Origin of the sequence: Collimonas sp. OK307 (assembly GCF_900113705.1) — a bacterium.
GTDB lineage: Bacteria > Pseudomonadota > Gammaproteobacteria > Burkholderiales > Burkholderiaceae_D > Collimonas.
Genome location: NZ_FOQI01000010.1, coordinates 125306 through 150721, shown reverse-complemented (window position 1 = coordinate 150721; position 25416 = coordinate 125306). Strand labels below are relative to the sequence as shown.

Sequence of the window (25416 nt, the reverse complement as noted above, 5' to 3'; positions counted from 1 at the left end):
GTTTAGCTCGGGTTGGCAAAAATAGAAACCAAAAGCGAAACGAAAGCTTGTGATCTCGGGCGTCAGAACTTCAACGCCTTCAGATAACCGGTCAGCTCCAGATAACCGCGTCCGGCGCGCCGGCCATCGCGATTGACTGTCACCGCACCTTCCCAATATACCGATCCGGTCGATAACCGCGAATCGAGTTCCTGATCGTCTTGCAAGGGTGCCAGCGACCAGACGATGGCGCCGGTATGCAGCGCTTGCTGCACTGGATAGCTAGCGTCGGTACGTGGCGAACGCCATTGGCGCTCAGGCTGGAAGCTGACTTGTTCGGACGGGAATTGGGTGACCTTGCCGCCGGCATCGCGCAAGGCAGCGTGCGCCCATATCTTGCCGCCGCTACGATTGCGAATCTGAAACGCCATCAAGGCGGAGCCGTCATCCAGGTTGGCGCCGAGCCAATCCCAACCCGTCGCATCGGCATCGAGTACGCTGGTCGACCATTCGTGATCGAGCCAGGCACTGCCGCTGACGTCTTGCTCGCTGCCGGCGCGGGTCAGTTTGCCGCTGACCTGCAATTGCGGTTCGCTATAGTAGTAGCTGGCTTGCGCCGCTTGCGGCCCCTTGCGTGAATAGCCTTGATCGCCTTGCAGCAACGGTGGCTGGCCAGGCGTCAAACTGAGCTGCAAGGTAAATTCACCGGTAGCGATGCTGGCCTGATAACGACCGTCGGCGCCGCGTAGCAGGCGCCAGTCATCCAGCGCGACATCGGTATTGCCTTCCTTGGCGTAAGCCAGGCCGAAGCCGGCGCGCGCACTCTTTTGCGCATGCAGAAGCTTACCCACGCCGGGATCGGACAGCGCCGCATGGGCGATGATCAGTTGCGTCGGCGCGAAGGCGCTTGGATTGGCGCGATCATGTTCCGTGGCGGAGCGGAAAAAAGTGATCTGGAAACCGATCGGCTTGCCGTCTGGCGTGCTCAGCCAGCCGGTGACGTACCACCATTCAGTACGAAAGTCGGGATGCGCGCCGCTATCTTGCGGCAGCGTCAGTGGATGCCCGGGAGTGACTTGTACAAAGCGCGGCGGCGCGGCAAATTGCGGTGGCGCCCACAACAGCAGCAGGGCGCACAGCAGCCAGCGGCGAAATCCTGACAACATTACCAGTCCTCCCGTACAGAATGCAGCACATCGACGGAGACCGCCCGTGAACCTGCCAGCAAGGCCGTCGCACCGGCCGAGAACAGCAGCAGCAACGCCACCAGCGCCAGTCCCAGCCAAGGCATGTGCAGTTCCATGGTCCAGTGAAACGATTGCGGGTTGACGATGAATACCAGGATCAGGCTGATGGTCCAACCTAGCAGAAAGCCAACCAGCATGCCTAGCGCGGTAAGCAAACCGCCTTCCAGCGCCAGCATGGACAGGATCTGGCGGCGCGTTACGCCGACATGGCGCAGCATGCCGAACTCCCGTGCGCGCGCCAGCGTCTGGGCCGAGAAGGTGGCGGCCACGCCAAACAGGCCAATCACGATGGCGACGATTTCCAGCAGATAAGTGACGGCGAAGCTTCTGTCGAAAATGGTCAAGGTGAGTGCGCGGATTTCTCCCGGCTGGGAAAATTCCAGCGTCGCACCGAATGGCAATGCGCGCAACGCAGCAATGACCGTACCCGGATCGGCATCGCGTTGCAGACTCAGTGCGGCATCGGTGACCTCGGTGTCGCCGCTCAAACGCTGATAATCCGCCAGCCGCAACTGGATCGCTCCCGATTGGCGCGCATAATCGCGCCAGATGCCGGCCACCGTGAATTGATAAGAATGTGCGGCCAGGGGCAGCGTGACTTGCTGGCCGAGACGGTAGCCGTACAGGTCGACCATCGCTTCCGAGACCCAGATCGGCAAGCTATCCGTGGCAATCGCGCTGGCCGGTAAATGCGGGCCGATTATCGGCAAGGTACGCGCCGGATCGACAGCGTCGATAGCGCGTGCGATCAATACCACCGGCGGCCGCGCCGGGTCTAGCGTGAGTGTCGAAGTGCGCAGGAAATCGGCGCGCGCCACGCCTGGTGCTTTCGCCAGCAAGTGCTGCTCGGCAGGGCGCATGGCGCCGGTCTCGCCATTGCTGGCAGAGCGCACATACAGATCTGCCGATAATATTTGCTGCATCCAGTCGTCAACCGATATACGGAAACTGGTCACCATGATCGCCATCGCCACGATCAGGCTAAAGCTGGACAGCACGCCGCCGAGCGCAATCGAGGCTTGTCCCGGAGCGTTGGCGAGGCGCGCCAGCACCAATGTTGTAATGACGCCGTTACGGCGTCCCATGCTGAATCTTTGGAGTGCCGAAAACACCAGCGAAGCCACCCGTGGCATCAGTGTGATACCGCCGATTAGCAATAGTGCGACTGCCATGTAGCCGAAGACAGGCAAATCGAATAGCGGTGGCATTTGCGTCAACAGCGCACCAAGCAGCAGGCAGGTCAACGCCGGCCAGGGTGTCGCCAGCCGCGCCAAAGCAGTTTCTTCGCTGCCGGATTTGAGCGCCGCGGCCGGTTGCGCCCGGGCCGCTTCCAATGCCGGCGCCAGACTGCCGAGCAGGGCGATACCGCTGCCGAGCCCAAAGAAAATCATTGCCGCCGGCAGATCGAATTGCACGCTGGCCTGCACACCGCGGAAATAACCGCCACCCAGATCGCCGCCAAGAAAATGCAAGGCCAGACCCGCCAACAGATATCCCAATGCCAACCCGAGCAATGCTCCCACGCAACCGAGCAGGCCGCCTTCCAGCAACACCTGGCGTAACAACTGGCTGCGGCGTAATCCCAGCACGCGCAGCAGCGCAAACTGCGAGCGGCGCCGGATCACTGACAGCGCCTGGGTCGAGAACACCAGGAAGGCGCCAGTAAATAGCGCTACCAGCGCCAGCACATTCAGATTGATGCGATAGGCGCGCGACATATTGTCGTTGCGGCTTTCCTGGTCCTGGCTTTCCGAGACTTGCAAGCGCATTGGAAACTCAGCCTGGAGGGTACGCCTGAATTGCTCTCGATTGACGCCAGGCTGCAGTTTCAGATCGATGCGCGACAGCTGGCCGATGCGTCCAAAGCGCCATTGCGCCGCGCCGATATCCATGACGGCAAGCCGTTGCCCGGCCCGCGCCCGCACCAGGCCGCCGGCGACTCGTAGTTTGACGATGGCGGTGCCATTGCGCAGGGCCAGCATTTGGCCAGGTTGTACTTGTAGCCATTGCTGGGCAGCCGGCGACAGGAAGATGGCGTCGTCGGCCAGCGTGTCGAACGGCTTCTCCTGATCGGGTACGCCGATCAGGTCAGGTGTGATGTGGGCTGCGCGGAAGGTGTCTATGCCAAGCACTTTCAGCGCGCTGGCCTGGCCCGGCACGGTAACGTTGAGTTCAAGTACCGGGCTGGCAACTGCCACGCCCTTTCTTTTCGCGAGTTGCGGATACGAGGCATCGTCGAACAGTCCTTGTACCCCGCGCAGCTGGAGGTCTGACTGGCCGGACAAGCTTCTGGTGGCGGCGGAAAATTCGTTGAAAGCGGCGCCATTGATCAGGTCGACCGCATAGCCGAGCGCAACGCCGAGGGCAATCGCGACAATCGCCACCAGCGCGCGTACCGGATGCGCACGCCATTCGCCCAGCAATAACCAGCGTGACAGAGTCCGGACCGGATTGCCGATTTTGGCAGCGCGAGTGCCGGTATCGGAGCTGGCAGATGTCATCGCATGATCGGAAGTCAGGATTTTTGGACCAGCGGCTGCAAGCCGTCGGCGCTCATGATCAGGATCCTGTCGGCACTTGCGGCCGCCGCGGCAGAGTGCGTGACCATGATTGCCGAGGCGCCGTTGGCCTTGATTTCCTGGCGCAGCAGCGCCAGCACTTCATGTGCGGTATCCGGATCCAGGTTACCGGTCGGCTCATCGGCAAGGATCAGTTTGGGCCGATGCACCAGGGCGCGTGCAATCGCCACCCGTTGCATTTCACCGCCCGACAGCTGACGCGGAAAGTCGTTGCCGCGGCCGGCCAGCCCGACTGCGGCCAGTAATTCTGATGCACGCTCCGACGGCGCGCCGTTGAGCAGCAAGGGTAGGGCGACATTCTGCTGCAAGGTAAGGTGCGGCAATACGTGGAACGCCTGGAAAATGAAGCCGAGTTTTTGACGGCGCAAGAGAGTGGCGGCATCGTCGTCAAGGCTGGACATGTTGACGCCGTCAATCAGTATCGAACCGCTGTTAGCACTGTCGAGCCCGGCAATCAGGTTGAGCAGGGTTGATTTGCCGACGCCGGAGTCGCCCATGATGGCGACGTATTCGCCGGCAGCCAGCGTGAAGTCGAGATGCGCCAGCACCACCCTGCCATGACCGTAAGACTTGCGCAGCCCATGGCATTGAAGCGCCGGGATAGGATTGTCGATGCCGTTGTCGATAGCGGCATCGACAGTGTGACTGGTTTCAAGGTTGGCGTGCATGCAGGCTTGCTTTTTCGAATAGGTTAAGTGCCAACAGTGTAGTGGATTTTGGAGGATGATCAGGATTGCCCGGGTAAACCGTTCACGGAGATCCTGTGGCTGGACTGGCTGTTGCCTCAGCTTAATAGTCAGCAGAATGAAAATAATGTATCAAATAGTTGCAGGACGTTGGAATAAACGCGTTGCGCCGGACGTTTAACTGCTATCCCAGCCGTCATTCCCCGGGGCTGGTGCCAGGCACCACTTTTATACCGATCATTCTAAGGAGGAATCATGAAAAAAAACCTATTTCTGCTACTTGGCTGCGCCACTCTCGCCTTGCCCGCCTTGGCCGAAGCACCAAAGACCGTCAACGGGATGCTGGTGGATGAAGCTGGCCGGACACTGTACACCTTTGACAAGGATACCGTTCCCGGCAAGAGTGCTTGCGAAGGCGGCTGTGCCGCAAACTGGCCGGCGGCACAGGCGGATTCCTATGACAAGGCTGCCGGCGACTGGAGTTTTGTGACGGGCGCTGACGGCAAACGGCAATGGGCCTACAAGGGGCATCCGCTTTACCGCTTCGCCATGGACAAGAAACCCGGCGATACCACCGGCGACGGCAAGGGTGGCATGTGGCATACGGCGAAACCTTGATACCGACCAAATTGCACGCGGCGTGATGAATGGCAACAGTTATTGACGATTAGCCTGGGCCCTAGAGAACGCCCCTATGAGTTTCGAAGCCGACATGGTGGTCTGGCTGCCGGTGCTGCGGCGTTATGCCCGCGCACTGACAGGCGATGCCGCGTGGGCCGACGACCTGGTGCAGGACACGGCGGAGCGTGCCCTGAATCGATGGCATACCTTGCAGCCGGAAAGCAACGTGCGAGCGTGGCTGCTGACGATTCTCAGGCATTTATATATCGACCAGTTGCGCAAGCGCCGCGAAATTGCCGTTGATGATGAAAGCGCACCTTGGCGCACGATGGCGGCACCGGCCGATGAAGTCGACGGACTGTTCCTGGCCGACGTGCAACGCGCGCTGTATAGCCTGCCGGTCGATCAGCGCGAGGTGCTGTTGCTGGTCGGCCTGGAAGAGCTCGGCTATCAGCAGGTGTCAGACATATTGGGCATTCCGATCGGCACGGTGATGTCGCGTTTGTCAAGGGCCCGGGAACGCATGCGTTCTTTGTTAAAGGAAGATCCCGGCAGCAAACGGCCGCCGCTCAAGGTAGTGAAAAACAATTAGTAACGGCGAGCAGTAATAACAAGTAATGATGAACCGGTAACGACTCACGTAGCGAGACGATTAACGAGATACACGCCATGAACGACGATACCAGCGCCAAGTTGCCGGATCCGGACCAGGCGCATTTGCAGGCCTTGTCGGCGTTGGTCGACAACGAGCTTGCCGCCGCCGAGCGGGTGGCAATCATCGAACGGCTGGCGAGCGACCCGCAGGATAGCGCGCGGGTTGCCGACTACCGGGCGCAAAATACCGCATTAAAAGCCTTGTTTGCAACGCCGCAAGATGACGTCCGATGCATTTTCCTGCCACGGCGGACGCCGTGGTGGCGCACTACCGGAATCGCCGCCGGCTGGCTGGCTGCGGGTTTGTTGTGCGGGTTGTCGGCCGGCTGGCTGCGGCCGTATTTCTCCAACGAGCAGCCGGCGTTCGCCAAGCGGGCGGACATTGCCTACGCGGTCTATGCACCTGAGCAACGCCATCCGGTCGAAGTTGCCGCCGCCGAAGAAGAGCATCTGATCAGCTGGTTATCCAAACGCCTCGATCGTCCTCTGAAAACGCCATCGCTCCAGGAATACGGCTATACGCTGGTTGGCGGACGTTTGCTGCCCGGCGAAACGGGGCCGGCGGCGCAGTTCATGTATCAGAACGACAAGGGCGAACGGCTGACCCTGTACGTTACTGCAACAGCCAAAAACACCACAGCGTTCCGGTTGCTCCATGACGGCAAGCGAAGTACCTTCTACTGGGTAAATCAGGGCATGGGGTATGCACTGTCCGGCCAGACATCGGTGGCGCAATTGCGCACCATGGCGATTGATGTCTGTAGCGCGTTGGGTGGACATCCGGAGGCGTGGCGCTAACCGTTTCCATGCGCTTCCATGCATACCCTGCGCACGACGAAATTTCCCTCTGTCCGAAAATAAACATGATGCTGGAATAGTGGCGCCTGCTTATTCGTTTACATATTACAAGTGAACCTGTCGTCAAATAGTACACAGCGGCGGCAGCCACCTGTGAGGCCAACCGATGTTGCCTTGCGCCCAATTTGCGCGCGTCCTTACGTCGGACCTACATTGAGGACGACATCATGTACGAAAAAATTCCTTTGATAGCACTGGTACTGGCACTTTCTGCCTGTACTACCGGGAGCCAGGATACATCCGGCTACGCCGCCAGAACGGCTTGCCAGAAGGTGACAACCCAGGCTGAAATTAACGGGCAGGTACAGCCTGTGAGTGGCATTGCCTGTAAGCAAAGCGACGACACGTGGCAATTGATGCAGAATGCCGAGCGTGAGTACTATGGTTATTCATACGCCTATTACGATCCCTGGTACTGGGGGCCGTTCGGCTTCGGTTCGCAGATAATTTTTGTCGACCGCGACCATCATCATCACTTTGACCATGCTTCGATGCAGCATCAAGGCTTTGCCAGAAGCAGCATGTCGCGTAGCGGCGGGATGACACATCGCTAAATGCATCGCCAAGCTTGGCGAATTGACCTTCCCAGGGAGGCGGATTGCCACTATATTGAAAACAACACCCAATAGTTTCGATCCACCTCATTCCGGCGGAGGATTGTCATGTCAGTTTCCACCACCCTGGAGAACTGCCTGCGCAGCAAAGGCAGCCACTACAATATCTTGCAACATCCGCACAGTCACGCCAGCAGCGAAACCGCAGAGGTAGCCCATATTCCGGGTGATCGCCTGGCCAAGACGATCGTCCTGGAAGACGCCCAAGGCTATGTGGCGGCGGTGCTTCCTTCAACCTATCACTTGCAATTGTCAGAACTGTGGGACCAGACCGGGCGCCGCCTGGTGTTGGCCGACGAAGATGAATTGCGAGAACTGTTCAAGGATTGCGATATCGGGGCGCTGCATCCGGTATGCACTGCCTATGGCCTGCGAACCTATCTCGATGAGAGCCTGTTGCACCAGCCGGAAATCTACTTCGAGGCAGGCGATCACGAAGCGCTGATCCAGATGCGTCGGGAACAATTCCTCGATCTCATGGACCAGGCTGAAAGAGGCAGATTCTCGTATCGAATATAGGGCAACGTGCAAGGTGCAAGATGCAACTGATCACGGTAACCATCGATAAGCCGGAAACAACGAACTTCATCTTTGGCCAGGCCCACTTCATCAAAACCGTGGAGGATCTCCACGAAGCCTTGGCGGCCGCGGTGCCAGGCATCCGTTTCGGCGTGGCTTTTTGCGAAGCCTCCGGTAAATGCCTGGTGCGCTGGTCGGGCACCGATCCCGCCATGGTTGAACTAGCCACGAAGAACGCGCAAGCGATTGCTGCAGGCCATTGTTTCTTCATTTTCCTTGGCGACGGCTTCTATCCCATTAACGTGTTGAACACAGTCAAAATGGTGCCGGAGGTATGCCGCATTTTTTGCGCAACAGCCAATCCAAGTGAAGTGATTCTTGCTGAAACCGGGCAGGGACGCGCTGTGCTGGGTGTGGTGGATGGCCTCATCACTAAAGGCATCGAAGGCGACGACGACATCAAATGGCGTAAGGATCTGTTGCGGCAAATCGGTTATAAGCTGTGAGCGCGCAAGCAGTCGCGTGCGCAATTCAAGACACTGTATCGGCTATGTGTCGGCTATGAGCGGATTGCAAAAGTAAAAAGCCGCCAGCGCAAAAATTTGCTAAACTCAGCTGGACATTACCAAGCGCGAGGGAGCGGGTATGAGCCAGTGCAAGCCTCTGACGTTGCATGTTCCGGAACCGAGCGGCCGGCCCGGCCACGAAACCGACTTCTCCTACTTGCATCTGGCGGCGGCCGGCGCGGTACGCCGGCCGCCGCTGGAGGTGCTGCCATCCGACACCAGTGACCTGGCCTATGCGTTGGTACGTGTGCTGGATGAGGACGGTAACGCCGTCGGCCCCTGGGCAGCGGATATAGATCGCGAATTGCTGCGCCGCGGAATGCGCGCCATGATGAAAACGCGGATTTTCGATGCCCGCATGGTGATCGCGCAGCGCCAGAAAAAAATGTCCTTCTACATGCAGAGCCTGGGCGAGGAAGCCATAGGCACGGCCCATGCGCTGGCGCTGCAGGAAGGCGATATGTGCTTTCCCACCTACCGCCAGCAAAGCCTGCTGATGGCGCGCGACGTACCGCTGGTGGATTTGATTTGCCAGCTGTTGTCGAACCAGCGCGATCCGATGAAAGGGCGGCAGTTGCCGGTGCTGTACTCGGTGCGCGCGGCCGGTTTCTTTTCCATTTCCGGCAATCTTGCAACTCAATTCATCCAGGCGGTCGGCTGGGGCATGGCTTCGGCGATCAAGGGCGATACCAAAATCGCCTCAGCCTGGATTGGCGACGGCTCAACCGCCGAATCCGATTTCCACACCGCGCTCACTTTCGCGCATGTCTATCAAGCGCCGGTGATTCTCAATGTCGTCAATAACCAGTGGGCCATCTCGACCTTTCAGACACTCGCCGGCGGCGAGAGCACCACGTTCGCCGCGCGCGGTATCGGTTGCGGCATCGCCTCGCTGCGGGTCGATGGCAACGACTTCCTGGCCGTGTATGCCGCCTCGCGTTGGGCCGCCGAACGGGCGCGCAGCAATCTAGGACCAACCCTGATCGAATGGATCACCTATCGCGCCGGCCCGCATTCAACCTCGGACGATCCGTCCAAATATCGGCCTGCAGATGACTGGTCGCACTTTCCGCTGGGTGATCCGATTGCGCGTCTCAAACAGCATCTGATCCGGATTGGCGCGTGGTCCGAACAGGAACATCAGGACACTGAAAAGGAACTGGAGGCGCAAGTGATCGCGGCGCAGAAAGAGGCGGAACGTTACGGCACTTTGGCCAGTGGCCAGATTCCCCGCCCGGCGACGATGTTCGAGGATGTCTATAAAGACATGCCGGAGCATCTGCGGCAGCAGCGCCGGCAACTGGGAATGTGATCATGGCGGCCCAGAAAGATGTGAAGTCTGAAACGATCCCCATGACCATGATCCAGGCACTGCGTTCGGCGATGGACATCATGCTGGAGCGGGACAGCAATGTGGTCATATTCGGCGAAGATGTGGGCTTTTTTGGCGGCGTGTTTCGTTGTACTGAAGGTTTGCAAGCGAAGTACGGCCCTTCGCGCGTATTCGATGCCCCGATCTCTGAAGGCGGCATTGTCGGTGCAGCAGTCGGCATGGCTGCCTACGGTTTGCGGCCGGTGGTCGAGATCCAGTTCGCTGACTATTTCTATCCGGCCTCGGACCAGATCGTTTCCGAGGCGGCGCGTCTGCGCTACCGTTCGGCCGGCGAATTCACCGCATCGATGACGATCCGCATGCCCTGCGGCGGCGGCATTTACGGCGGCCAGACCCACAGTCAGAGCCCGGAAGCCCTGTTCACCCACGTCTGCGGCCTGCGCACGGTAATGCCATCCAACCCGTACGATGCCAAGGGTTTGCTGATCGCATCGATCGAGAACGACGATCCGGTGATTTTCCTGGAACCGAAACGCCTGTATAACGGCCCGTTCGACGGTCACCACGACCGGCCGGTGGTACCGTGGTCCAAACATCCGCTGGGCGAGGTGCCGGAGGGTTATTACACGGTGCCGCTCGAATCTGCGGCGATATATCGTCCAGGCGCCGAGTTGACGGTGCTGACCTACGGCACCATGGTATTCGTGTCCGCAGCGGCGGCACGCGAGACCGGCATCGACGCCGAAATTATCGATTTGCGCAGCCTGTGGCCGCTCGACCTTGAAACCATCGTCGCCTCGGTCAAGAAGACCGGTCGCTGTGTCGTGGTGCACGAAGCTACCCGCACCAGCGGCTTCGGCGCGGAACTGGCGGCATTGGTGCAGGAACACTGTTTCTACCATCTGGAAGCTCCGATCGAACGCGTAACCGGTTGGGATACGCCTTATCCGCACGCGCAGGAATGGGCGTATTTCCCCGGTCCGGACCGGGTCGGGGCGGCCTTCAAACGCGCGCTGGAGGCACGATGAGTATCCATGTAATCAAAATGCCGGATATCGGCGAGGGGATTGCCGAGGTTGAATTGGTGGCCTGGCGCGTGCAGGTCGGCGAGCGCGTGGTCGAGGACCAGATACTGGCCGACGTGATGACTGACAAGGCTACCGTCGAAATTCCGTCACCGGTGGTCGGCAAGGTGGTGGCGCTAGGTTGTGAACCTGGCCAGGTGGTGGCAGTAGGAGGCGAGCTGATACGTCTTGAGGTCGAGCAAGCGGAGCATGCCGGTGCAGCATTGACTACACCGGCGGCAGTATCGCAGGCAACGGTGACGCAAATGCCAACGCCGGTCGCCACATCGCCGAAGGAAGCGCCGGCTGCCAAGGTGCCGGTTCAAGGCATCGGTTCCGTACAGGCCATGCGACAAGCAACCGATGCGCCGACGGCGTCGCCAGCCGTGCGTCGCCGCGCCCACCAGCTTGGGATTACGTTGCAAGATGTGCCCGCCAGCGGTATCGACGGCCGTATCACGCACGAAGATCTCGATGTGTATGTCACGCATGCCACCGGTGGCAGCAGCGCGCCGGCGGCAAGCATTGGCGGCGGTAGCCATGCAGAACGCTATGCCGAGCGCCATGGCGAAGAGGCGATACCGGTAATCGGCTTGCGTCGCAAGATCGCACAGAAAATGCAGGAATCCAAGCGCCGCATCCCGCATTTCACCTATGTTGAAGAATGCGACGTCACCGAAATCGAGGCGTTACGCGCGCATCTGAACGCGCGATGGGGCGGCGAGCGCGGCCGCCTGACCTTGCTGCCGCTGCTGATGCGCGCCATGGTGCTGGCGTTGCGCGCGTACCCGCAATGCAACGCCCGTTTCGATGATGAAGCCGGTGTGGTCACGCGCTATGGCGCGGTGCATATCGGCATAGCCACCCAGACTGCGGCCGGTTTGATGGTGCCGGTTGTGCATCATGCGGAGGCGCGCGACCTGTGGTCGAATGCGGCGGAAATCACCCGTCTGGCCGAGGCTGCGCGGGCGGGCAGGGCGGTGCGGGCGGAACTCTCCGGCTCTACCATCACGATTACCAGCCTGGGCGCCTTGGGCGGCCTGGTATCGACACCGGTGATCAATCACCCGGAAGTGGCGATTGTCGGTGTTAACCGGATTATCGAGCGGCCGGTGATACGTGACAATGTCGTGGTGGCACGCAAGATGATGAATCTGTCGTCGTCGTTTGACCATCGGGTGGTCGACGGACTGGATGCAGCCGAATTCGTGCAGTCGCTACGCGGCTATCTTGAATCGCCCGCCACTTTGTTTGTTGAGTAGCACCGATGCGACTCTGGCATCTTCCGATTTGCGCGCCAGCCTGAAATAAGGGGTTCAATCGCAGCTAGACAACGGCTGAAAAGGCGTTTATCTTGATATGCAGGCACTCCCGCCAAGTTGCATTCTGCATTCCTACTCATAAAAAAAGTGATGCTACGTAATTGGGGCAAGTTGCTGTTGCTGATCAGTTTGCTCGGACTGCTGTGGTTCGCGGCCCGACTGGTCAACAGTGAATTGCGCTCATCTCAATGGCAAGCGCGTCATCTGTCAGAACTTGATCGCGAGCTGACATTCAAACTTGAGTCTGGGGCAAGCACGGCGATCCGTTTTCCTAAAACCGGCCCTTACGACGAACGCCTCGGTTACAGCAAGATCCCGACCTTTACCCAATATTTGGCCACGCACGATTACCGGATTACGCAACAAGCCCGTATCTCGCCAAAGCTTGTGCAACTCGCGGATAGAGGATTGTCTCTCGCCTACAGCGAGAAGACTCAGGCGGGCCTCGATTTATTCGATTGCAATGATCAATCTCTGTACTCGGAACGTTTCCCTCAGCGCAGTTATAGGGATTTCGAATCGGTGCCGCGCTTGTTGGCAGATACACTGCTCTTTATCGAAGACCGTGACTTGCTCACGACCAGTTATCCGCAGCACAATCCGGCGGTCAACTGGGACCGCTTCGGCAGGGCGGTCTTTGATCAGGTGTTGCATGTATTCGATAAATCGCACTTGACGCCGGGAGCCAGCACGCTGGCGACGCAGATCGAAAAATATCGTCATTCACCTGAGGGGCGTACCGCATCGCCGCAGGAAAAACTGCGACAGATGGCGTCGGCTTCGGTCAAGGCGTACCTGGGCGGCGAAAACACTATTGCGGCGCGCAAGCAGATCATGGTGGATTACCTGAATACCGTGCCGCTTGCGGCCAAGCCCGGCTACGGTGAGATCGATGGCCTGGGCGACGGCCTGTGGGCCTGGTACGGTCGCGATTTCGCGGAGGTAAACCAACTCCTGGGCAACGACGCCGATCCGGCCCAAGGCGATCCCGATCAACATCAATCAGGGCGCAAGGCAGAGGCGTTCAAGCAAGCGCTTTCACTGATGATCGCCCAACGCCGGCCGTCCTATTACCTGCGGGAAGGCGCTGCCGACCTTGAACAGTTGACCGACAGCCATTTGCGGGTGCTGGCTGCAGCGGGAATTATCCCGGCGGCGCTGCGTGACGCGGCGTTGCCGGTCAAGTTGAATCTGCAGCAAAAAACGGTCAGCGCGCCGCCGATTTCATTTGTTACGCGGAAAGCGGTGACTGCGTTGCGCGCCAATCTTTCCGGATTGTTGCATGTCAACCACCTTTACGATCTGGACCGCCTCGATCTTACCGCAGCGACCACCATGAATGGCGAGATGCAACGCGCGGTGACAACCGTGCTACGCCAGCTCAAGAAACCCGCCGACGCAAAAGCAGCGGAGCTGTATGGGCATAACATGCTCAGTCCAGGCGATGATCCGGGCAAGCTGATTTTCAGTTTTACGCTGTTCGAGCAGCGCGGCGGCGCCAATCTATTGCGGGTGCAGACCGATAATTTCGATCAGCCGTTCGATATCAACGAGGGCGCCAGACTCAATCTGGGATCAACCGCCAAGTTACGCACGTTGATTACCTACCTCGAAATAATCGCCGATTTGCATCAACGTTACGCGGGCATGACGCAGGAGCAACGAGCCGGGTTGCAAGTGGAAAAGGAGGATGTGCTGAGTCTGTGGGCGCTGGCCTACTTGAAGCAAGCAAAGGACCTGGCTTTGCCGGCGATGCTGGAAGCGGCCATGGAACGCCGCTACTCGGGCAGTCCGGGAGAGGCATTTGTCACTGGTGGCGGCGTGCAGACGTTCACGAATTTCGAGTCCGAAGAAAACTATAAAGTGATAACGATACGTGAAGGTTTCCAGCAATCGGTGAATCTGGTTTTTGTACGGCTCATGCGCGACATCGTGCGGCATTACAAATTCAAGATGGCTGGCGCCGATCCCGGTACAGCGTCTCTGGATGGCCTGAGTGCAGCGAAGCGACAAGAAATACTGTCCCGCTTTGCCGACAAGGAAGGGCGCCAGTTCATGGTTCGTTTCTACAAGAAATATCATGGCAAGACGCCGCAGGAGGCACAGGAACTGTTGTTGGAGAACATGCATCCGGTACCGGCACGGCTTGCCACGGTGTTCCGCAGCATAGAGCCGGACGCGGATCTGCAGCATTTCTCTGCTTTCATGCGCAAGCAGCTTCCCAAAGACGGTTTGTCGGACGTTAAGCTGCAAACGTTATACGTGCAATACGGGCCGGACAAATTTTCATTGGCCGATCGCGGTTACATCACGCGCATCCATCCACTGGAATTGTGGTTGCTCGGATTCATGCATCAGCACCCGGATGCGACACTGACGCAGACGCTGGATGCCAGCCGCGACGTGCGTCAGGAGGTCTATGCCTGGCTGTTCAAAACCCGTAATAAAAACAAACAAGATAAACGCATCCGGCAAATGCTGGAGCTCCAGGCATTTCTGGAGATTGCCCGCGACTGGCGTCGGCTCGGATATCCTTTTGAATCCCTTACTCCCTCATATGCAACAGCGGTTGGTGCCTCAGGCGACCGTCCTGCCGCACTGGCGGAGTTGATGGGGATTATCGTCAATAAGGGCATGCGCCTGCCACTCAGGAAACTGCAAACCCTGGAGCTGGCGCAAGGAACGCCATATGAAACGCACTTTGAGAATGGCGGACCGGCGGCGGAACGGCTTTTGCCCCAAGAGATCACAGACGTGGTGCAACGCTCGCTGATTGATGTGGTCGAGGGGGGCACTGCCAAACGCCTCAAGGGCGGCTTGCCGTCGCGCCGTGCGAACGGCAAGCCGATTGGCGTCGGCGGAAAGACCGGCACCGGCGATCAACGTTTCGAGGTCTACGCGGCGGGCGGCAGACTGATTTCCTCGCGCGCCGTGAACCGTTCCGCCACTTTCGTGTTTTTTATCGGGGATCGCTTCTTCGGCACCATGACCACTTACGTCCACGAGCCCTATGCTGCCAGCTACAAGTTCACGAGTGCGCTTTCGGTACAATTGCTCAAGTCGCTGACACCGGCCTTGCTTCCCATGATGGAAGCGGATGCAAGCGACACATTGTTAGCCTGCCGTCATTGACTGTTCTTGAACTTGCTTGGCAAGTGATACTCTACATCCCGTATCATGTTGCGAAATCCGGGAAAATGCGAGAGCTGCCAGGACTGACTACGGGTAAGCCGGTTAACTTGCCGGACGCAGCCGAACGTAATTGAGCGCAACTGTAATCCCATGCCTTTCAACGATAGAAACAATCTCATGGCTACCCCATTCCATCCGTCCGACCTGAAAAAATCTGCAAAAAATATCACGATGCGATTCGTCTCGATTTCGTGGCGCGACCTGGCGATCAGTTTCGGTCCGATTGTCTTGCTGGCGATTGTCGCCATCTGGCTGGCGATCTGGTTCATCCATCCGGCGCCGCCGAAGACCATCACGATGGCCACCGGTCCCGAGCAGAGCAACTTCTGGAATACGGCAGAGAAATACAAGAAGATTTTGGCGCGCAACGGCATCAAGCTCAACATCGTGACTTCGGAAGGATCGCTGGACAATCTGAAAAAAATAAGCGATCCCAAGTCCGGTATTGATGTCGCTTTTGTCCAGGGAGGCGTGGCAGGCGACCTGCCCATCGATCAGCTGGTGTCGCTGGGTAGTGTGTCCTACGTGCCCGTCTCGGTGTTTTATCGCGGCAAGGAAAAAATGGATCGGCTGTCTGAGCTGAGCGGAAAGAAGGTGGCGATCGGCGCGCCAGGCAGCGGTTCGCGTGTGTTGGCGTTAAGCTTGTTGAAAGCCAACGGCATCGAAGCCGGCGGCAAGGCCGAGTTACTGGATATCGGTGGCGACGAAGCTGCGAAGGCGCTGACCGACGGCAAGATCGACGCTGCCTTTCTGATGGGCGATTCGGCCTCGCCGCCGACCATGGGCAAGCTGCTGCGTACACCCGGCATTCGTCTTCTCGATTTTGCGCAGGCGAGTGCCTATGCGCGCCGCTTCAGCTATTTGACCGAATTGAAAATTCCAAAAGGTGTGTTCGATCTGGGTAAAAACATCCCCAGCCGCGACATCCGCCTGATTGCCCCCACCGCCGAACTGATCGCCCGCGATGATCTGCATCCGGCACTCTCCGATTTGTTGATCGAGGCCGCCAAGGAAGTGCACAGCGGCGCTAATGTGCTGCAGCGTGCCGATGAATTCCCGGCGCCGCTGGCGCACGAGTTCCACATCAGCGACGATGCCGCCCGTTACTATAAGTCGGGCAAGAGCTTCTTCTACCGTACCTTGCCGTTCTGGCTTGCCAGCCTGGTCGATCGTACTTTAGTGGTGCTGTTGCCGATTATCTTGTTGCTGATCCCGGGTTTCAAGCTGGTGCCGCTGCTCTACGGCTGGCGGATCAAATCGCGCATCTATCGCTGGTACGGTATCTTGATCGCGCTGGAACGTGCAGCCGTCACTGACACCGACACCCCCGAACAACAGGCCGAGCTGTTGAAACGCCTGGACAGTATCGAAGAAGCGGTTAACCGGATGAAAATGCCGCTGGCTTTTGCCGATCAATTTTATGTATTGCGCGAACACATCGGCTTTGTGCGCATGCGCTTGCTGAATCGGAGCTAAGTTCAGCCCAGCTCTGCTGACCGGCACGGACCGAATCGGGCCTGCAGCTGAATCAATGCCTTGCAAGCGGCGAAAATATATAGCACATTACGAGTGGCAATGGCAGGCCTGTGCGCTAAAACATCTTTGCAAATTGCCTTGCAGCATCAGTTATCATTTGGCGGATATTTGTTACTCGAGCAGAGGTGAGCCATGAGATTCCCTGTTTCTGTCATATGTGCGTTGCTGTTTGCACAATCCGCGCCGGCGTTTGCGGCGCTTGGCGCTGCCGTCGGTCCGGCCACCGGCACAGTGCAAGCCCAGGCCCAGTCAGACGCGGCGCGTGTCAAGGCCAGCGCGCGGGTCACCAGCTACAACGGTTATTCAGTTAGTGAAGTGGTAGAGCCGTCTGGTACCACGGTGCGGGAGTATATAGGTGCAGACAACATCGTGTTTGCCGTCAGCTGGCAAGGTCCCAGCATGCCGAACCTGCAGCAATTGCTTGGCAGCTATGCCGACCAATATGCGAGCGCAGCCAGCGCGCCGCATCCGGGACGACGCGCGGTAGCGATTCAGTCGGATCAGCTGGTATTGCATTCGGGCGGGCACATGCGCTCCTTCGCCGGCAGTGCTTATGTACCTGCCTTGCTGCCGCAAGGCGTAACTCCTGACAATATTCGCTGACCGGGGATGACTATGCGCTTCTTGACGTATCTGCTTTGCCTGTTCTGCAGTCTCCTCTTGCTTGCCTGTGGCGGCGGTGGCGGTTCTGGCGGTGGCTCAGGTTCAACGCCGGCGCCGACGCCGCAACCGCAACCCGCTCAAAATGTCCAGACGCTGGTGCTCGATAGCGGACCCCTGACGGCTTCCGGCCAGTCGGTCGGCGCCGTCAATTCACCCTATGTCACCTTGACCATCTGCCAGCCTGGCAGTACGACGCAATGCCAGACCATCGATCACATTCTGGTGGATACCGGGTCGAGCGGATTGCGTATCATGTCTTCCGTCCTGGCCGGCAATATGGCGCTGCCGCAGGTGACCAGCGCCAACGGTAACCCCGTAGCCGAATGTGCACGGTTTGCTGACGGCTATAGCTGGGGCTCGGTGAAGCAGGCGGATTTGCGTATCGCCGGCGAGGTTGCCAGCGGCATCTCGGTGCACATCATAGGCGACAGCGCTTTTCCGACTGTGCCCAGCGGCTGTTCGGGTAGCCTGGTGGCGGAAAATACAGTGGCGGCATTCCATGCCAACGGCTTGCTCGGCATCAGTACCTTTGTCCAGGATTGCGGCAGTGCCTGTGCGAGTCAGGCGCTGGCGGGCTGGTATTACTCCTGCTCAAGCTTGAATTGCAGCGCTATCGCGCTGGCGCTGGGCCAGCAAGTGGGCAATCCGGTAGCGGTTTTCCCGCAGGACAATAATGGCACGTTGATACAACTGCCGGCAGTGGGCGCAAATGGCGCGTCCGGCGTCACCGGTTCGCTGATTTTCGGCATCGGCACGCAAGCCAACAATGCATTGGGCAGCGCTACCGTCTATACCTTGAACAGTTCCGGCAACTTGAACACCTTGTATCAGGGACAGACCACGCCAGCCTTTTTTGACAGTGGGTCGAATGGATTGTTCTTTGCCGATTCGTCTATTCCCAACTGCACCCTGAGCACAGGTTTTTATTGCCCTACGTCGACGTTGAGCAGGAGTGCTGTGAATACCGGCGTGAACGGTCGCAGTAATAGCGTCAGCTTCAATGTGGCCAATGCAGATTCTCTGTTCCACTCCAACCCGAATAACACGGCATTCAGTAATCTGGCCGGCGCCGAGGCTTTTGCCTCGTTTTTCGACTGGGGGCTGCCATTCTACTTTGGGCGCTCGGTCTATACTGCGCTTGAAGGTGTATCGGCGGGCGGTACGGTGGGGCCGTACGTTGCTTATTGAAGCGCAGCTGGGCCAGTTTGCCGTGAATTATCGAAAGGGCGCAACCATGCGCCCTTTTTTTGTTGGCCAGCAAATCTGCTTCTTAGCGACTCGGTAAATAACGGGATGGGTCGACCGGTTTTCCCTGGCGGCGGATTTCGAAATACAGTTTGACTGAGTTGCTGTCGGATTTGCCCATCTCGGCAATTTGCTGGCCCTTGCCGACCATCTGCCCCTCTTTGACGACGATGGTCTTGTTGTGGGCGTAGATCGATAGCAGATTGCTGTTATGTTTGACGATGACAAGGTTGCCGTAGCCACGTATGCCACTGCCGGAATACATGACCTTGCCAGCCGCAGCGGCCAGCACCGGCTGCCCGAGCTCGCCGAAAATATCTATTCCTTTCTTTCCCTGGCCGAGGCCGCCGGTGGATTTGCCGCTTGCAGGCCAGGTCCAGTCGATTTTATCTTTTTCGTCGCTGGCCGCGTTGGCGGCCGCGCTATTGTCGACGCTACGCGGCGTGGTCGTGCCACTGTCACGAGCGCCTTGGGATGCGACCCGCAATACTTGACCCACCTTGATGTCATTGGGATCCGACAGCTTGTTCCAGTTGATGATGGTGCTATTGCTAAGTTGGAATTTGCGCGCGATGCTGGATAGGGTGTCGCCCTTTTGCGCCGTGTAATAGCCGGGGCCGCTGGGCTGCGCTGTGCCACTGGTATCGGAGCCGGACGGCGTGCTGCAGGCGGTGAGGGCGGCCAGCAGAATCAGTGCAAGGCCGAATTTTCTCATTCTGTTTGGATTTTGCGAGCTGGATGCTGCTGTTTTCTGGACCAACAATGACATTCCTCTAATCAATAAATCTCAGCGTAGAGCGGAAAAAAGATCTTGCCCACCCTCCACCTCGTTTCGCTCTGGTCAAATAATGACCGGCAACATTGCGCTAGTGCGCATCCTCTGACCTTGTTTGGCTCAACTAGTTGCGTATTCCGCATCCACTGCGTCAAGGCAACGTATGTGTTGCCATTTTTTCTAGAAATTTAAGGATATCTCAATTGTGTCGATGAAGTAAATCTCGTTGTCGATCCGTCGAAGCCGGATTGACTGCCAATCCCGGGTGGGCGGCACTCCTCCTTTTTGATGTTGATAAGACAATTAATTGTACCCGTCCGTAGCTTGCTGTTACGTTACATGTAACGTATCAAGTGTTGTCGGGTAACACGGCTTTCAGGTCGTCCGGATTTGATTGGAAATTTTCTTAGTCATTGATTCATAAGGATTTATTTTTTTCCTTCATGAAAAAATAACGACCTTCTATCTCTCTCTATTTGAGGTTTTTGAGTTGGCATGCTCCTTGCGGAATAGACAAGCAGGAACAGCTGGTTCGAACTTTCAACAAGGGGAAATACATCATGAATACATCGCACAAAGGCGGCCTGATTGTCGCATCGTTATTGTTGACCAGTTTGTTGGTCGGTTGCGCCAGCGGCGGCGACCTGGGTAAATCACTTGGTTCTGCAGCAGGAACCGGACAGGGAGCTGGCGCTGGTACAGGCGGCGGCGCAGGCGCAGGCGGGGGTGGCGACGGCGGTAGCGGTAGCGGCAACGGTGGCGGGGGTGACGGCGGCGGCAACAACGGCGGTGGCGGCAACAACGGTGGTGGTGGCAACAACGGTGGTGGTGGCAACAACGGTGGTGGTAACAACGGTGGTGGTGGTAACAACGGCGGTGGTGGCACAGGTGCAGCAAGTAACTTGCTCACCAACCTTGGTGGCACCGTATCTGGTACAGGCGCCGCGCTTGACGGGGTAGGCAACACGGTGATCAATAACGTGCCGATCCTGTCGCCGCAGGCAAAAAGCGGCTTGGCCGGAGTGGTTGATAACGGCACTGGCATTGTTTCTACATTAGGTGCCGGTATCACCAACGGACTAGGTCAGCTCGGCACCAATCCGAACGCGGTCGGCACTACGCTCGGCAGCACCGGCGGGGTAGTCACGGGTCTGGGAAAGACTGTAGAGAGCGCAGGACAACTGGTCTCCGGACTAGGCAGCGGCCCATTGGCGCCATTGGCCGTAGTGACCACGCCTCTGGGCGATGTGGTGACAAAGGTCGGCGCTACTGTCGCCGGACTGGGAGCCCCGTTGACCGGCGCCTTGACTTCCGGTCCGGTGCAACAAATCACCCAGACAGCCGGCCAGGCAATTGTGCCGCTGACCAGCATGGTGACTACCTTGACGCAAACAATCGGCAATACAACCGGCCTGAACCTGCCGGCGAATACCTTGCTGGTGACGGCCGGCGGTGCCGTAAATACTCTGGGAAGCGCACTGACCGGCACCAAGGCGCCTGTGGTCAGCAACCTGGGGCCGGTGGTGAGCGATGTAGGCATTATCGTAGCGGGTCTCGGCACGAATGCCCTGGTCGGTACCGGTCAACCTCTGCTCGGCAACAAGACCGGCGGCTTATTGCAGCCTTTGAATAGCGCTCTTACGGGCGTACTTGGTGGGGTGGGCGGAGCTGCCGGTGGCGGTCCGTTGGGCCCGGTCACCGGTTTGCTGGGTGGTTTGACTGGCGGTCTCGGCGGCGCCTCAGGTTCGGGTAGCGGCCCACTGGCTCCGGTAACCGGCTTGCTGAGCGGTTTGACCGGCGGTCTCGGCGGTGCTACAGGTTCAACTGGTGGGCCATTGGCTCCGGTAACCGGTTTGTTGAGTGGCTTGACCGGTGCGGTCGGCGGTACAACAGGCTCAACCGGCGGACCATTGGCTCCGGTAACCGGCTTGTTGAGCGGCTTGACTGGCGCGGTTGGCGGTACAACAGGTGCTGGCGCCGGCCCGTTGGCCCCGGTCACCAAGCTGGTCGGTAGCTTGACTGGTGCGGTCGGCGGTGCGGCGGGTGCAGGCGCAGGGGCCAGTCCACTGGCTCCGGTCACCAATCTGGTTGCCGGCTTGACTGGTGCAGTCAGTGGTGGAACTGGATCAACCGCCAGCCCGTTGGCGCCGGTAACAGGTTTGCTTGGCGGACTGTTGGGCGGTGTTAAGAAATAACGGTTGAGTGCTTTTCAAGGAAGCGCTGGCAGGGTGCCAGGCTTCCTTGTTTCAATACCGAATGCATGGCAAGCATGAGATGCCGGCCACTGTCGCTCCAGTAATGTTGAAGCCAGATCCCGGAGCCCGTATTGCGCAGACGCTACAAGTTGAAACCTGGCGTCAGCTACCCACAGTCCAATTAGCAACGGCCATGTCCCGGCAGGGAGTCAGTCGATAAAAAACGCAGTAGGAAGACAAGCAAAAAAAAGGCTGAAATCGTGTATTTAATTTTTCGGGGGTGGGGTCATGAGAGCCGAACAGATAGTAGATTTGATAGCTTGCGCCAGCCCACAAGCGCAGATACCGGGAAATGATTTACTGATCGGTATGCTGGCGCGGGAGATTGCGGCACTGTCATACAAGCTGACCGAACAGGAGTTATATCGTTTGATAGCCGTTGGTTCCCTTGTGTATGAACGGGGACGTCGTGGCAGGACATGAGCAAACCACGAGATAACCGCGAGATAACCATAGGTTAACGCAGGTCGGCGCTGGAGCAAACGCGATTGCGACCGGCAAATTTTGCCGCATACAGCGCCCTGTCGGCAGCCTGAATCAGTTCAAAAGGAACATTTCCATCCCTGACCGGGACGAAGGCATCGACGCCGGCACTGATAGTGACTACACCCTCAGGATCGCCAGGATGCTCGATCTGCAGATTGTAGATGGCAAGCCGGATCTTTTCCGCAACCGCAACAGCACCTGCCAGATTGGTATCGGGTAGCAACACTGCTATCTCTTCGCCGCCGTAACGGGTCGCCAGGTCGCCAGGACGATTTTTGCTGGCTTTGACGGTGTCGCTGATCTGCCGCAGGCATTCATCGCCGGCCAGATGTCCGTAAATATCATTATATTGTTTGAAGTAATCGACATCGATCATCACTAGCGCCAGTGAATTCCCGGTGCGCACGGCGCGACTGAATTCGTCACGTAGCGCGCTGTCGAACTGGCGCCGGTTGGCGAGGCCGGTCAGGCTGTCTTGCAAGGCGAGTCGTTCCAGATGCTGATTGAGGCTTTTCAGCGATTCCTGGACCCGCAGCAGATCGGCTTCTGCCAGCAAGCGCAATTTGATCTGATGGATCAGCCGCCAGCCCAGCAGGGCCAGGGCCAGCGTCAGCAGCATGGCGCCTAACAGATGCAGATAGGTGTCTGCGCGCCAGTCGGATAGCACTTCCTCTTTTGAGCGGGCGACAGTGACGAATAGCGGATATTGCTCCAGATGCCGATAGGCGATCAACCGCTCCACGCCATCTTGGCCGGAGCGCATGATGGCCGTGCCGACCGCGCTCCTGGATGCGTAGTCGCGATAGATCGGATAGTTAGACAGGTTTTTGCCGATGGCGTCTTCCACCATCGGTCGCCTTACCAGCATGGTGCCGTCATTCAAGCTAAGAAAAATCGAACCGGCGCGGCCGATATCGAAGCTTTCGTAATAGTTCTTGAAGTAGTCGATGTTGATGGTGCCCAACACCAGGCCGGCGAAACTGCCGTCGGGATGGTTGAAACGCCTCGATACGGTGACGATCCATACGCCGGTGGAGCGGCTGCGTATCGGCGGCCCGATGTATGCTCCGCGGCTGGAGTGGGAACGGTGATAGCCGAAGTATTCCCGGTCAGAGTTGTTGACGAGCGGGATCGGTCCGCTGCGTGCGTTGACTAGCCATAGTCCGTTTTCATCATAGATGGACAGGTCATTCAACTGCGGCAATTCAGCAATATGCTGGATCAGTAATTTATGCAGGCGCTCGAGCGAGGCGTTGGCGGTGCCATCTGTTTCCAGGCGTTCAATCACGCCTACCAGCACGGTGTCGGCTTCCTTGATGGTGTCGTCGGCATGCTGCGACAGGGCGCGCGCCAGGTTGGAGGTTGCAATTTCGGTTTCGCGCAATGCGATATCGTGCGCATTCCAGCTGCGCCACACTTCGATCGTCATCAGCGAAGCGCAAACCAGCACTACGAAGATGGTTGCAAGAAAGGTGATGGGTAGCGGCTTGAGGCTAACATGCGTTGGCCGAGGCGCTATCGCGATGGGAGCGTTCATCGTATCTCCTGACAACAGCGCGTTGATCCATGTTTCAGGTCGGCCGTATTCCCTTGCGATATTCGGTCGGAGAAGTCCACATGTGCTTGCGGAACAGTTTGGCGACATGCTCGCCGCTGAACAGACCGCAGCGCCGTGCAATCTTGTCTACCGGCAGGTCGGTCTCTGTCAGTTGCTGGCGCACAGCTTCCAGGCGCAGATTCAACAGGAAGTCATGCGGCGTTTGCCCGGTTTCACGCTTGAACTGCCGCACGAAATTTCGCTCGCTCATGGAAACATAATTGGCGGCGTCGACCACGCTGATCGAGTCGGCCAGATGCTCGACAAACCAGAGCGAAGCTTTGTGGATCTTGCTGGTCTTGACGGGAGCATTGGTTGGCGACGCCTGGTTGACGGTCGGCATATCGCGCCGACGCTGGCACACCACCAGGCTTTGCGCCACGCGCCGTGCAACAGTCGGGCCGAGATCGTTTTCCAGCAGGCGCAGCGCCAGGTCGGTCGCCATGCCAACGTCGCAGGACGTGAAAATTCCATCGTCTTCGCTGATTTGCGCTTCGCGGTCGATTTTTATCAAAGGGAATTCGCGCGCCAGTTTATCCAGCAATGCCCAATGCGTAGTGGCGCGACGATTATTCAGGAAGCCTGCAGCGCCGATCACGAATACGCCGGTGCAGATGGCGGCGATGCGGCGTACCCTGCTGCGCATTTGCTGAAGCCAGGCAATCAAATCGGGATCGCGGTAAGCGTCGAAATTTCCGGTGCCGCTGGCGATGAGTAGTGTATCGAACTGATGTGTGCCGACAGATGCCAGCGATGAAGTCATGATTTGCACTGAGGCAGACGACATGATCATGCCGCCCGAGATAGAAAGAACTGAAACTGCGTAACGCGTGGTGCCAGGAAATACCGTCGAAATCAGCTTGTCGCCGATGCCGAAGACATCTGCAGCGCCTACCACGTCTGCCAGTACGACCCCCTCGAAAACGATAATCCCTATATGTCTGGTCGAGCTGGTGTCTGAGCTGCTGTCGCCTATCACCTCAAGTGTCTTTGCGCACTCGATATCCATGTGACTCTCCCCACACGCAATCTACCTTTCCGCATTGCCGGGACGCAATTTTTTATTGGTAAATTACTATGTTCCATTCTGCTACAAAATTAGATTTTGTCCAGCGAATGATTGTTAAATATAGTTGGTTCCGTGGTGTATTCACACAAAATTTCTTACGGCAACAAAAAATCCATTCTTAAATTTCCTCTGTGCATCAATGTTGATTTTCATCAAGCATTTAACTGCGTGCCAGACTGTTTTATTGCATCCGAACTTAAGCAATATCGCTCATCGGACTGTCATCTCTCAACCTGTTTTTGCGTTCATTCAATTGGACGAACTGTAGTGTTCGTGTATTCCCCTTTTGTCGTCGAGCGCGTCTTGCAGGCGAGAATTTTCCAGCGTCAGTTCAGCCACAATTTGCTTCAGCTTGGCATTCTCTTCTTGCAGGCACTTCATGTCGTGCGGATAACCTTGCAGGCCACCGTATTGCTTCTTCCAGTTAAGGAAGGTGCGTTCGGTAATTCCAGCTTGCCTGATCACGTCGGCCAACGGCATGCCTAGCTCCTCCTGTTTGAGAGCGGCAGCAATTTGGTCGCTTGAGAATGGCGAACGCTTCATGGCATTCCCTCGC

At 58.0% G+C, this 25416-nt stretch carries 21 protein-coding genes; 14 read left to right on the top strand and 7 right to left on the bottom strand.

What is annotated here, in order from left to right; translation table 11 throughout:
• Window positions 1-62: 62 nt before the first annotated feature.
• The 3 genes from BM205_RS14725 to BM205_RS14715 are packed head-to-tail and all read right to left on the bottom strand — an operon-like array spanning window position 63 to window position 4473.
• Window positions 63-1145 carry a lipocalin-like domain-containing protein gene (locus BM205_RS14725; RefSeq protein WP_092415629.1) on the bottom strand — a complete coding sequence of 361 codons (1083 nt, stop codon included), beginning with the start codon at window positions 1143-1145 and terminating at the stop codon, window positions 63-65.
• Window positions 1145-3727, bottom strand: coding sequence for an FtsX-like permease family protein (locus BM205_RS14720; RefSeq protein ID WP_092415628.1), 2583 nt, complete (start codon window positions 3725-3727; stop codon window positions 1145-1147). Before BM205_RS14720 ends, BM205_RS14725 begins: the two co-directional genes overlap by 1 nt.
• Window positions 3728-3741: 14 nt before the next feature.
• Entirely contained in the window at window positions 3742-4473 is a 732-nt protein-coding gene (locus BM205_RS14715) for an ABC transporter ATP-binding protein (protein ID WP_092415627.1), read from the bottom strand.
• Between the two features lie 273 nt (window positions 4474-4746).
• On the opposite strand from BM205_RS14715, the gene BM205_RS14710 reads away from it, so the two are divergent.
• The 13 genes from BM205_RS14710 (at window position 4747) to BM205_RS14650 (ending at window position 18621) form a co-directional block, all read left to right on the top strand.
• Entirely contained in the window at window positions 4747-5109 is a 363-nt protein-coding gene (locus BM205_RS14710; RefSeq protein WP_092415626.1) for a COG4315 family predicted lipoprotein, read from the top strand.
• 76 nt (window positions 5110-5185) lie between these two features.
• A complete protein-coding gene (locus BM205_RS14705; protein WP_092415625.1) occupies window positions 5186-5704 on the top strand; it encodes a sigma-70 family RNA polymerase sigma factor in 519 nt (172 codons plus the stop codon).
• Window positions 5705-5781: 77 nt separating this feature from the next.
• The gene (locus tag BM205_RS14700; protein ID WP_092415624.1) at window positions 5782-6564 is read left to right on the top strand and encodes an anti-sigma factor family protein; all 783 of its coding nucleotides are present in this window, start codon (window positions 5782-5784) and stop codon (window positions 6562-6564) included.
• Window positions 6565-6791: 227 nt separating this feature from the next.
• The gene (locus BM205_RS14695) at window positions 6792-7178 is read left to right on the top strand and encodes a hypothetical protein (RefSeq protein WP_092415623.1); all 387 of its coding nucleotides are present in this window, start codon (window positions 6792-6794) and stop codon (window positions 7176-7178) included.
• 108 nt (window positions 7179-7286) lie between these two features.
• Complete coding sequence (locus BM205_RS14690; RefSeq protein WP_092415622.1) at window positions 7287-7757, top strand: aminoacyl-tRNA deacylase; 471 nt, start codon at window positions 7287-7289, stop codon at window positions 7755-7757.
• Between the two features lie 20 nt (window positions 7758-7777).
• Window positions 7778-8263: an adenosine-specific kinase gene (locus BM205_RS14685; RefSeq protein ID WP_092415621.1), complete on the top strand. Its 486-nt coding sequence runs from the start codon at window positions 7778-7780 to the stop codon at window positions 8261-8263.
• Window positions 8264-8402: 139 nt separating this feature from the next.
• Window positions 8403-9635 (top strand): 3-methyl-2-oxobutanoate dehydrogenase (2-methylpropanoyl-transferring) subunit alpha, encoded by a 1233-nt coding sequence (locus BM205_RS14680; protein ID WP_092415620.1) that lies wholly within the window; start codon window positions 8403-8405, stop codon window positions 9633-9635.
• 2 nt (window positions 9636-9637) lie between these two features.
• Complete coding sequence (locus BM205_RS14675; protein WP_175511271.1) at window positions 9638-10684, top strand: alpha-ketoacid dehydrogenase subunit beta; 1047 nt, start codon at window positions 9638-9640, stop codon at window positions 10682-10684.
• Window positions 10681-11982, top strand: a complete 1302-nt coding sequence (locus BM205_RS14670; RefSeq protein WP_092415619.1) for a dihydrolipoamide acetyltransferase family protein — start codon at window positions 10681-10683, stop codon at window positions 11980-11982. The genes BM205_RS14675 and BM205_RS14670 overlap by 4 nt, the downstream gene beginning before the upstream one ends.
• 150 nt (window positions 11983-12132) lie before the next feature.
• Window positions 12133-15174: a transglycosylase domain-containing protein gene (locus tag BM205_RS14665; RefSeq protein WP_092415618.1), complete on the top strand. Its 3042-nt coding sequence runs from the start codon at window positions 12133-12135 to the stop codon at window positions 15172-15174.
• A gap of 177 nt (window positions 15175-15351) precedes the next feature.
• A complete protein-coding gene (locus BM205_RS14660) occupies window positions 15352-16710 on the top strand; it encodes a TAXI family TRAP transporter solute-binding subunit (protein WP_092415617.1) in 1359 nt (452 codons plus the stop codon).
• A gap of 192 nt (window positions 16711-16902) precedes the next feature.
• Window positions 16903-17373: a DUF2844 domain-containing protein gene (locus BM205_RS14655; protein ID WP_092415616.1), complete on the top strand. Its 471-nt coding sequence runs from the start codon at window positions 16903-16905 to the stop codon at window positions 17371-17373.
• A gap of 12 nt (window positions 17374-17385) precedes the next feature.
• Window positions 17386-18621: a DUF3443 domain-containing protein gene (locus tag BM205_RS14650; RefSeq protein ID WP_175511270.1), complete on the top strand. Its 1236-nt coding sequence runs from the start codon at window positions 17386-17388 to the stop codon at window positions 18619-18621.
• A gap of 82 nt (window positions 18622-18703) precedes the next feature.
• Here the strand turns inward: BM205_RS14650 and BM205_RS14645 are convergent, their stop codons facing one another.
• Complete coding sequence (locus BM205_RS14645; RefSeq protein ID WP_175511269.1) at window positions 18704-19393, bottom strand: peptidoglycan DD-metalloendopeptidase family protein; 690 nt, start codon at window positions 19391-19393, stop codon at window positions 18704-18706.
• 620 nt (window positions 19394-20013) lie between these two features.
• On the opposite strand from BM205_RS14645, the gene BM205_RS14640 reads away from it, so the two are divergent.
• Complete coding sequence (locus tag BM205_RS14640) at window positions 20014-21648, top strand: collagen-like triple helix repeat-containing protein (protein WP_092415613.1); 1635 nt, start codon at window positions 20014-20016, stop codon at window positions 21646-21648.
• A gap of 517 nt (window positions 21649-22165) precedes the next feature.
• On the opposite strand, the gene BM205_RS14630 is transcribed toward BM205_RS14640, so the two are convergent.
• The 3 genes from BM205_RS14630 to BM205_RS14620 form a co-directional block, all read right to left on the bottom strand.
• The gene (locus BM205_RS14630) at window positions 22166-23731 is read right to left on the bottom strand and encodes a sensor domain-containing diguanylate cyclase (protein ID WP_092415611.1); all 1566 of its coding nucleotides are present in this window, start codon (window positions 23729-23731) and stop codon (window positions 22166-22168) included.
• Between the two features lie 34 nt (window positions 23732-23765).
• Window positions 23766-24800 carry a GlxA family transcriptional regulator gene (locus tag BM205_RS14625; protein WP_092415610.1) on the bottom strand — a complete coding sequence of 345 codons (1035 nt, stop codon included), beginning with the start codon at window positions 24798-24800 and terminating at the stop codon, window positions 23766-23768.
• Between the two features lie 309 nt (window positions 24801-25109).
• On the bottom strand, window positions 25110-25403 hold the full coding sequence (locus tag BM205_RS14620) for a transposase (RefSeq protein WP_092415609.1): 294 nt from the start codon (window positions 25401-25403) through the stop codon (window positions 25110-25112).
• Between the last annotated feature and the right edge of the window lie 13 nt (window positions 25404-25416).

Excerpts from the sequence above, each read along its gene's own strand:
- BM205_RS14725 (WP_092415629.1), bottom strand. The coding sequence starts at position 1,145 with ATGTTGTCAGGATTTCGCCGCTGGCTGCTGTGCGCCCTGCTGCTGTTG.
- BM205_RS14720 (WP_092415628.1), bottom strand. The coding sequence starts at position 3,727 with ATGACATCTGCCAGCTCCGATACCGGCACTCGCGCTGCCAAAATCGGC.
- BM205_RS14715 (WP_092415627.1), bottom strand. The coding sequence starts at position 4,473 with ATGCACGCCAACCTTGAAACCAGTCACACTGTCGATGCCGCTATCGAC.
- BM205_RS14710 (WP_092415626.1), top strand. The coding sequence starts at position 4,747 with ATGAAAAAAAACCTATTTCTGCTACTTGGCTGCGCCACTCTCGCCTTG.
- BM205_RS14705 (WP_092415625.1), top strand. The coding sequence starts at position 5,186 with ATGAGTTTCGAAGCCGACATGGTGGTCTGGCTGCCGGTGCTGCGGCGT.
- BM205_RS14700 (WP_092415624.1), top strand. The coding sequence starts at position 5,782 with ATGAACGACGATACCAGCGCCAAGTTGCCGGATCCGGACCAGGCGCAT.
- BM205_RS14695 (WP_092415623.1), top strand. The coding sequence starts at position 6,792 with ATGTACGAAAAAATTCCTTTGATAGCACTGGTACTGGCACTTTCTGCC.
- BM205_RS14690 (WP_092415622.1), top strand. The coding sequence starts at position 7,287 with ATGTCAGTTTCCACCACCCTGGAGAACTGCCTGCGCAGCAAAGGCAGC.
- BM205_RS14685 (WP_092415621.1), top strand. The coding sequence starts at position 7,778 with ATGCAACTGATCACGGTAACCATCGATAAGCCGGAAACAACGAACTTC.
- BM205_RS14680 (WP_092415620.1), top strand. The coding sequence starts at position 8,403 with ATGAGCCAGTGCAAGCCTCTGACGTTGCATGTTCCGGAACCGAGCGGC.
- BM205_RS14675 (WP_175511271.1), top strand. The coding sequence starts at position 9,638 with ATGGCGGCCCAGAAAGATGTGAAGTCTGAAACGATCCCCATGACCATG.
- BM205_RS14670 (WP_092415619.1), top strand. The coding sequence starts at position 10,681 with ATGAGTATCCATGTAATCAAAATGCCGGATATCGGCGAGGGGATTGCC.
- BM205_RS14665 (WP_092415618.1), top strand. The coding sequence starts at position 12,133 with ATGCTACGTAATTGGGGCAAGTTGCTGTTGCTGATCAGTTTGCTCGGA.
- BM205_RS14660 (WP_092415617.1), top strand. The coding sequence starts at position 15,352 with ATGGCTACCCCATTCCATCCGTCCGACCTGAAAAAATCTGCAAAAAAT.
- BM205_RS14655 (WP_092415616.1), top strand. The coding sequence starts at position 16,903 with ATGAGATTCCCTGTTTCTGTCATATGTGCGTTGCTGTTTGCACAATCC.
- BM205_RS14650 (WP_175511270.1), top strand. The coding sequence starts at position 17,386 with ATGCGCTTCTTGACGTATCTGCTTTGCCTGTTCTGCAGTCTCCTCTTG.
- BM205_RS14645 (WP_175511269.1), bottom strand. The coding sequence starts at position 19,393 with ATGAGAAAATTCGGCCTTGCACTGATTCTGCTGGCCGCCCTCACCGCC.
- BM205_RS14640 (WP_092415613.1), top strand. The coding sequence starts at position 20,014 with ATGAATACATCGCACAAAGGCGGCCTGATTGTCGCATCGTTATTGTTG.
- BM205_RS14630 (WP_092415611.1), bottom strand. The coding sequence starts at position 23,731 with ATGAACGCTCCCATCGCGATAGCGCCTCGGCCAACGCATGTTAGCCTC.
- BM205_RS14625 (WP_092415610.1), bottom strand. The coding sequence starts at position 24,800 with ATGGATATCGAGTGCGCAAAGACACTTGAGGTGATAGGCGACAGCAGC.
- BM205_RS14620 (WP_092415609.1), bottom strand. The coding sequence starts at position 25,403 with ATGAAGCGTTCGCCATTCTCAAGCGACCAAATTGCTGCCGCTCTCAAA.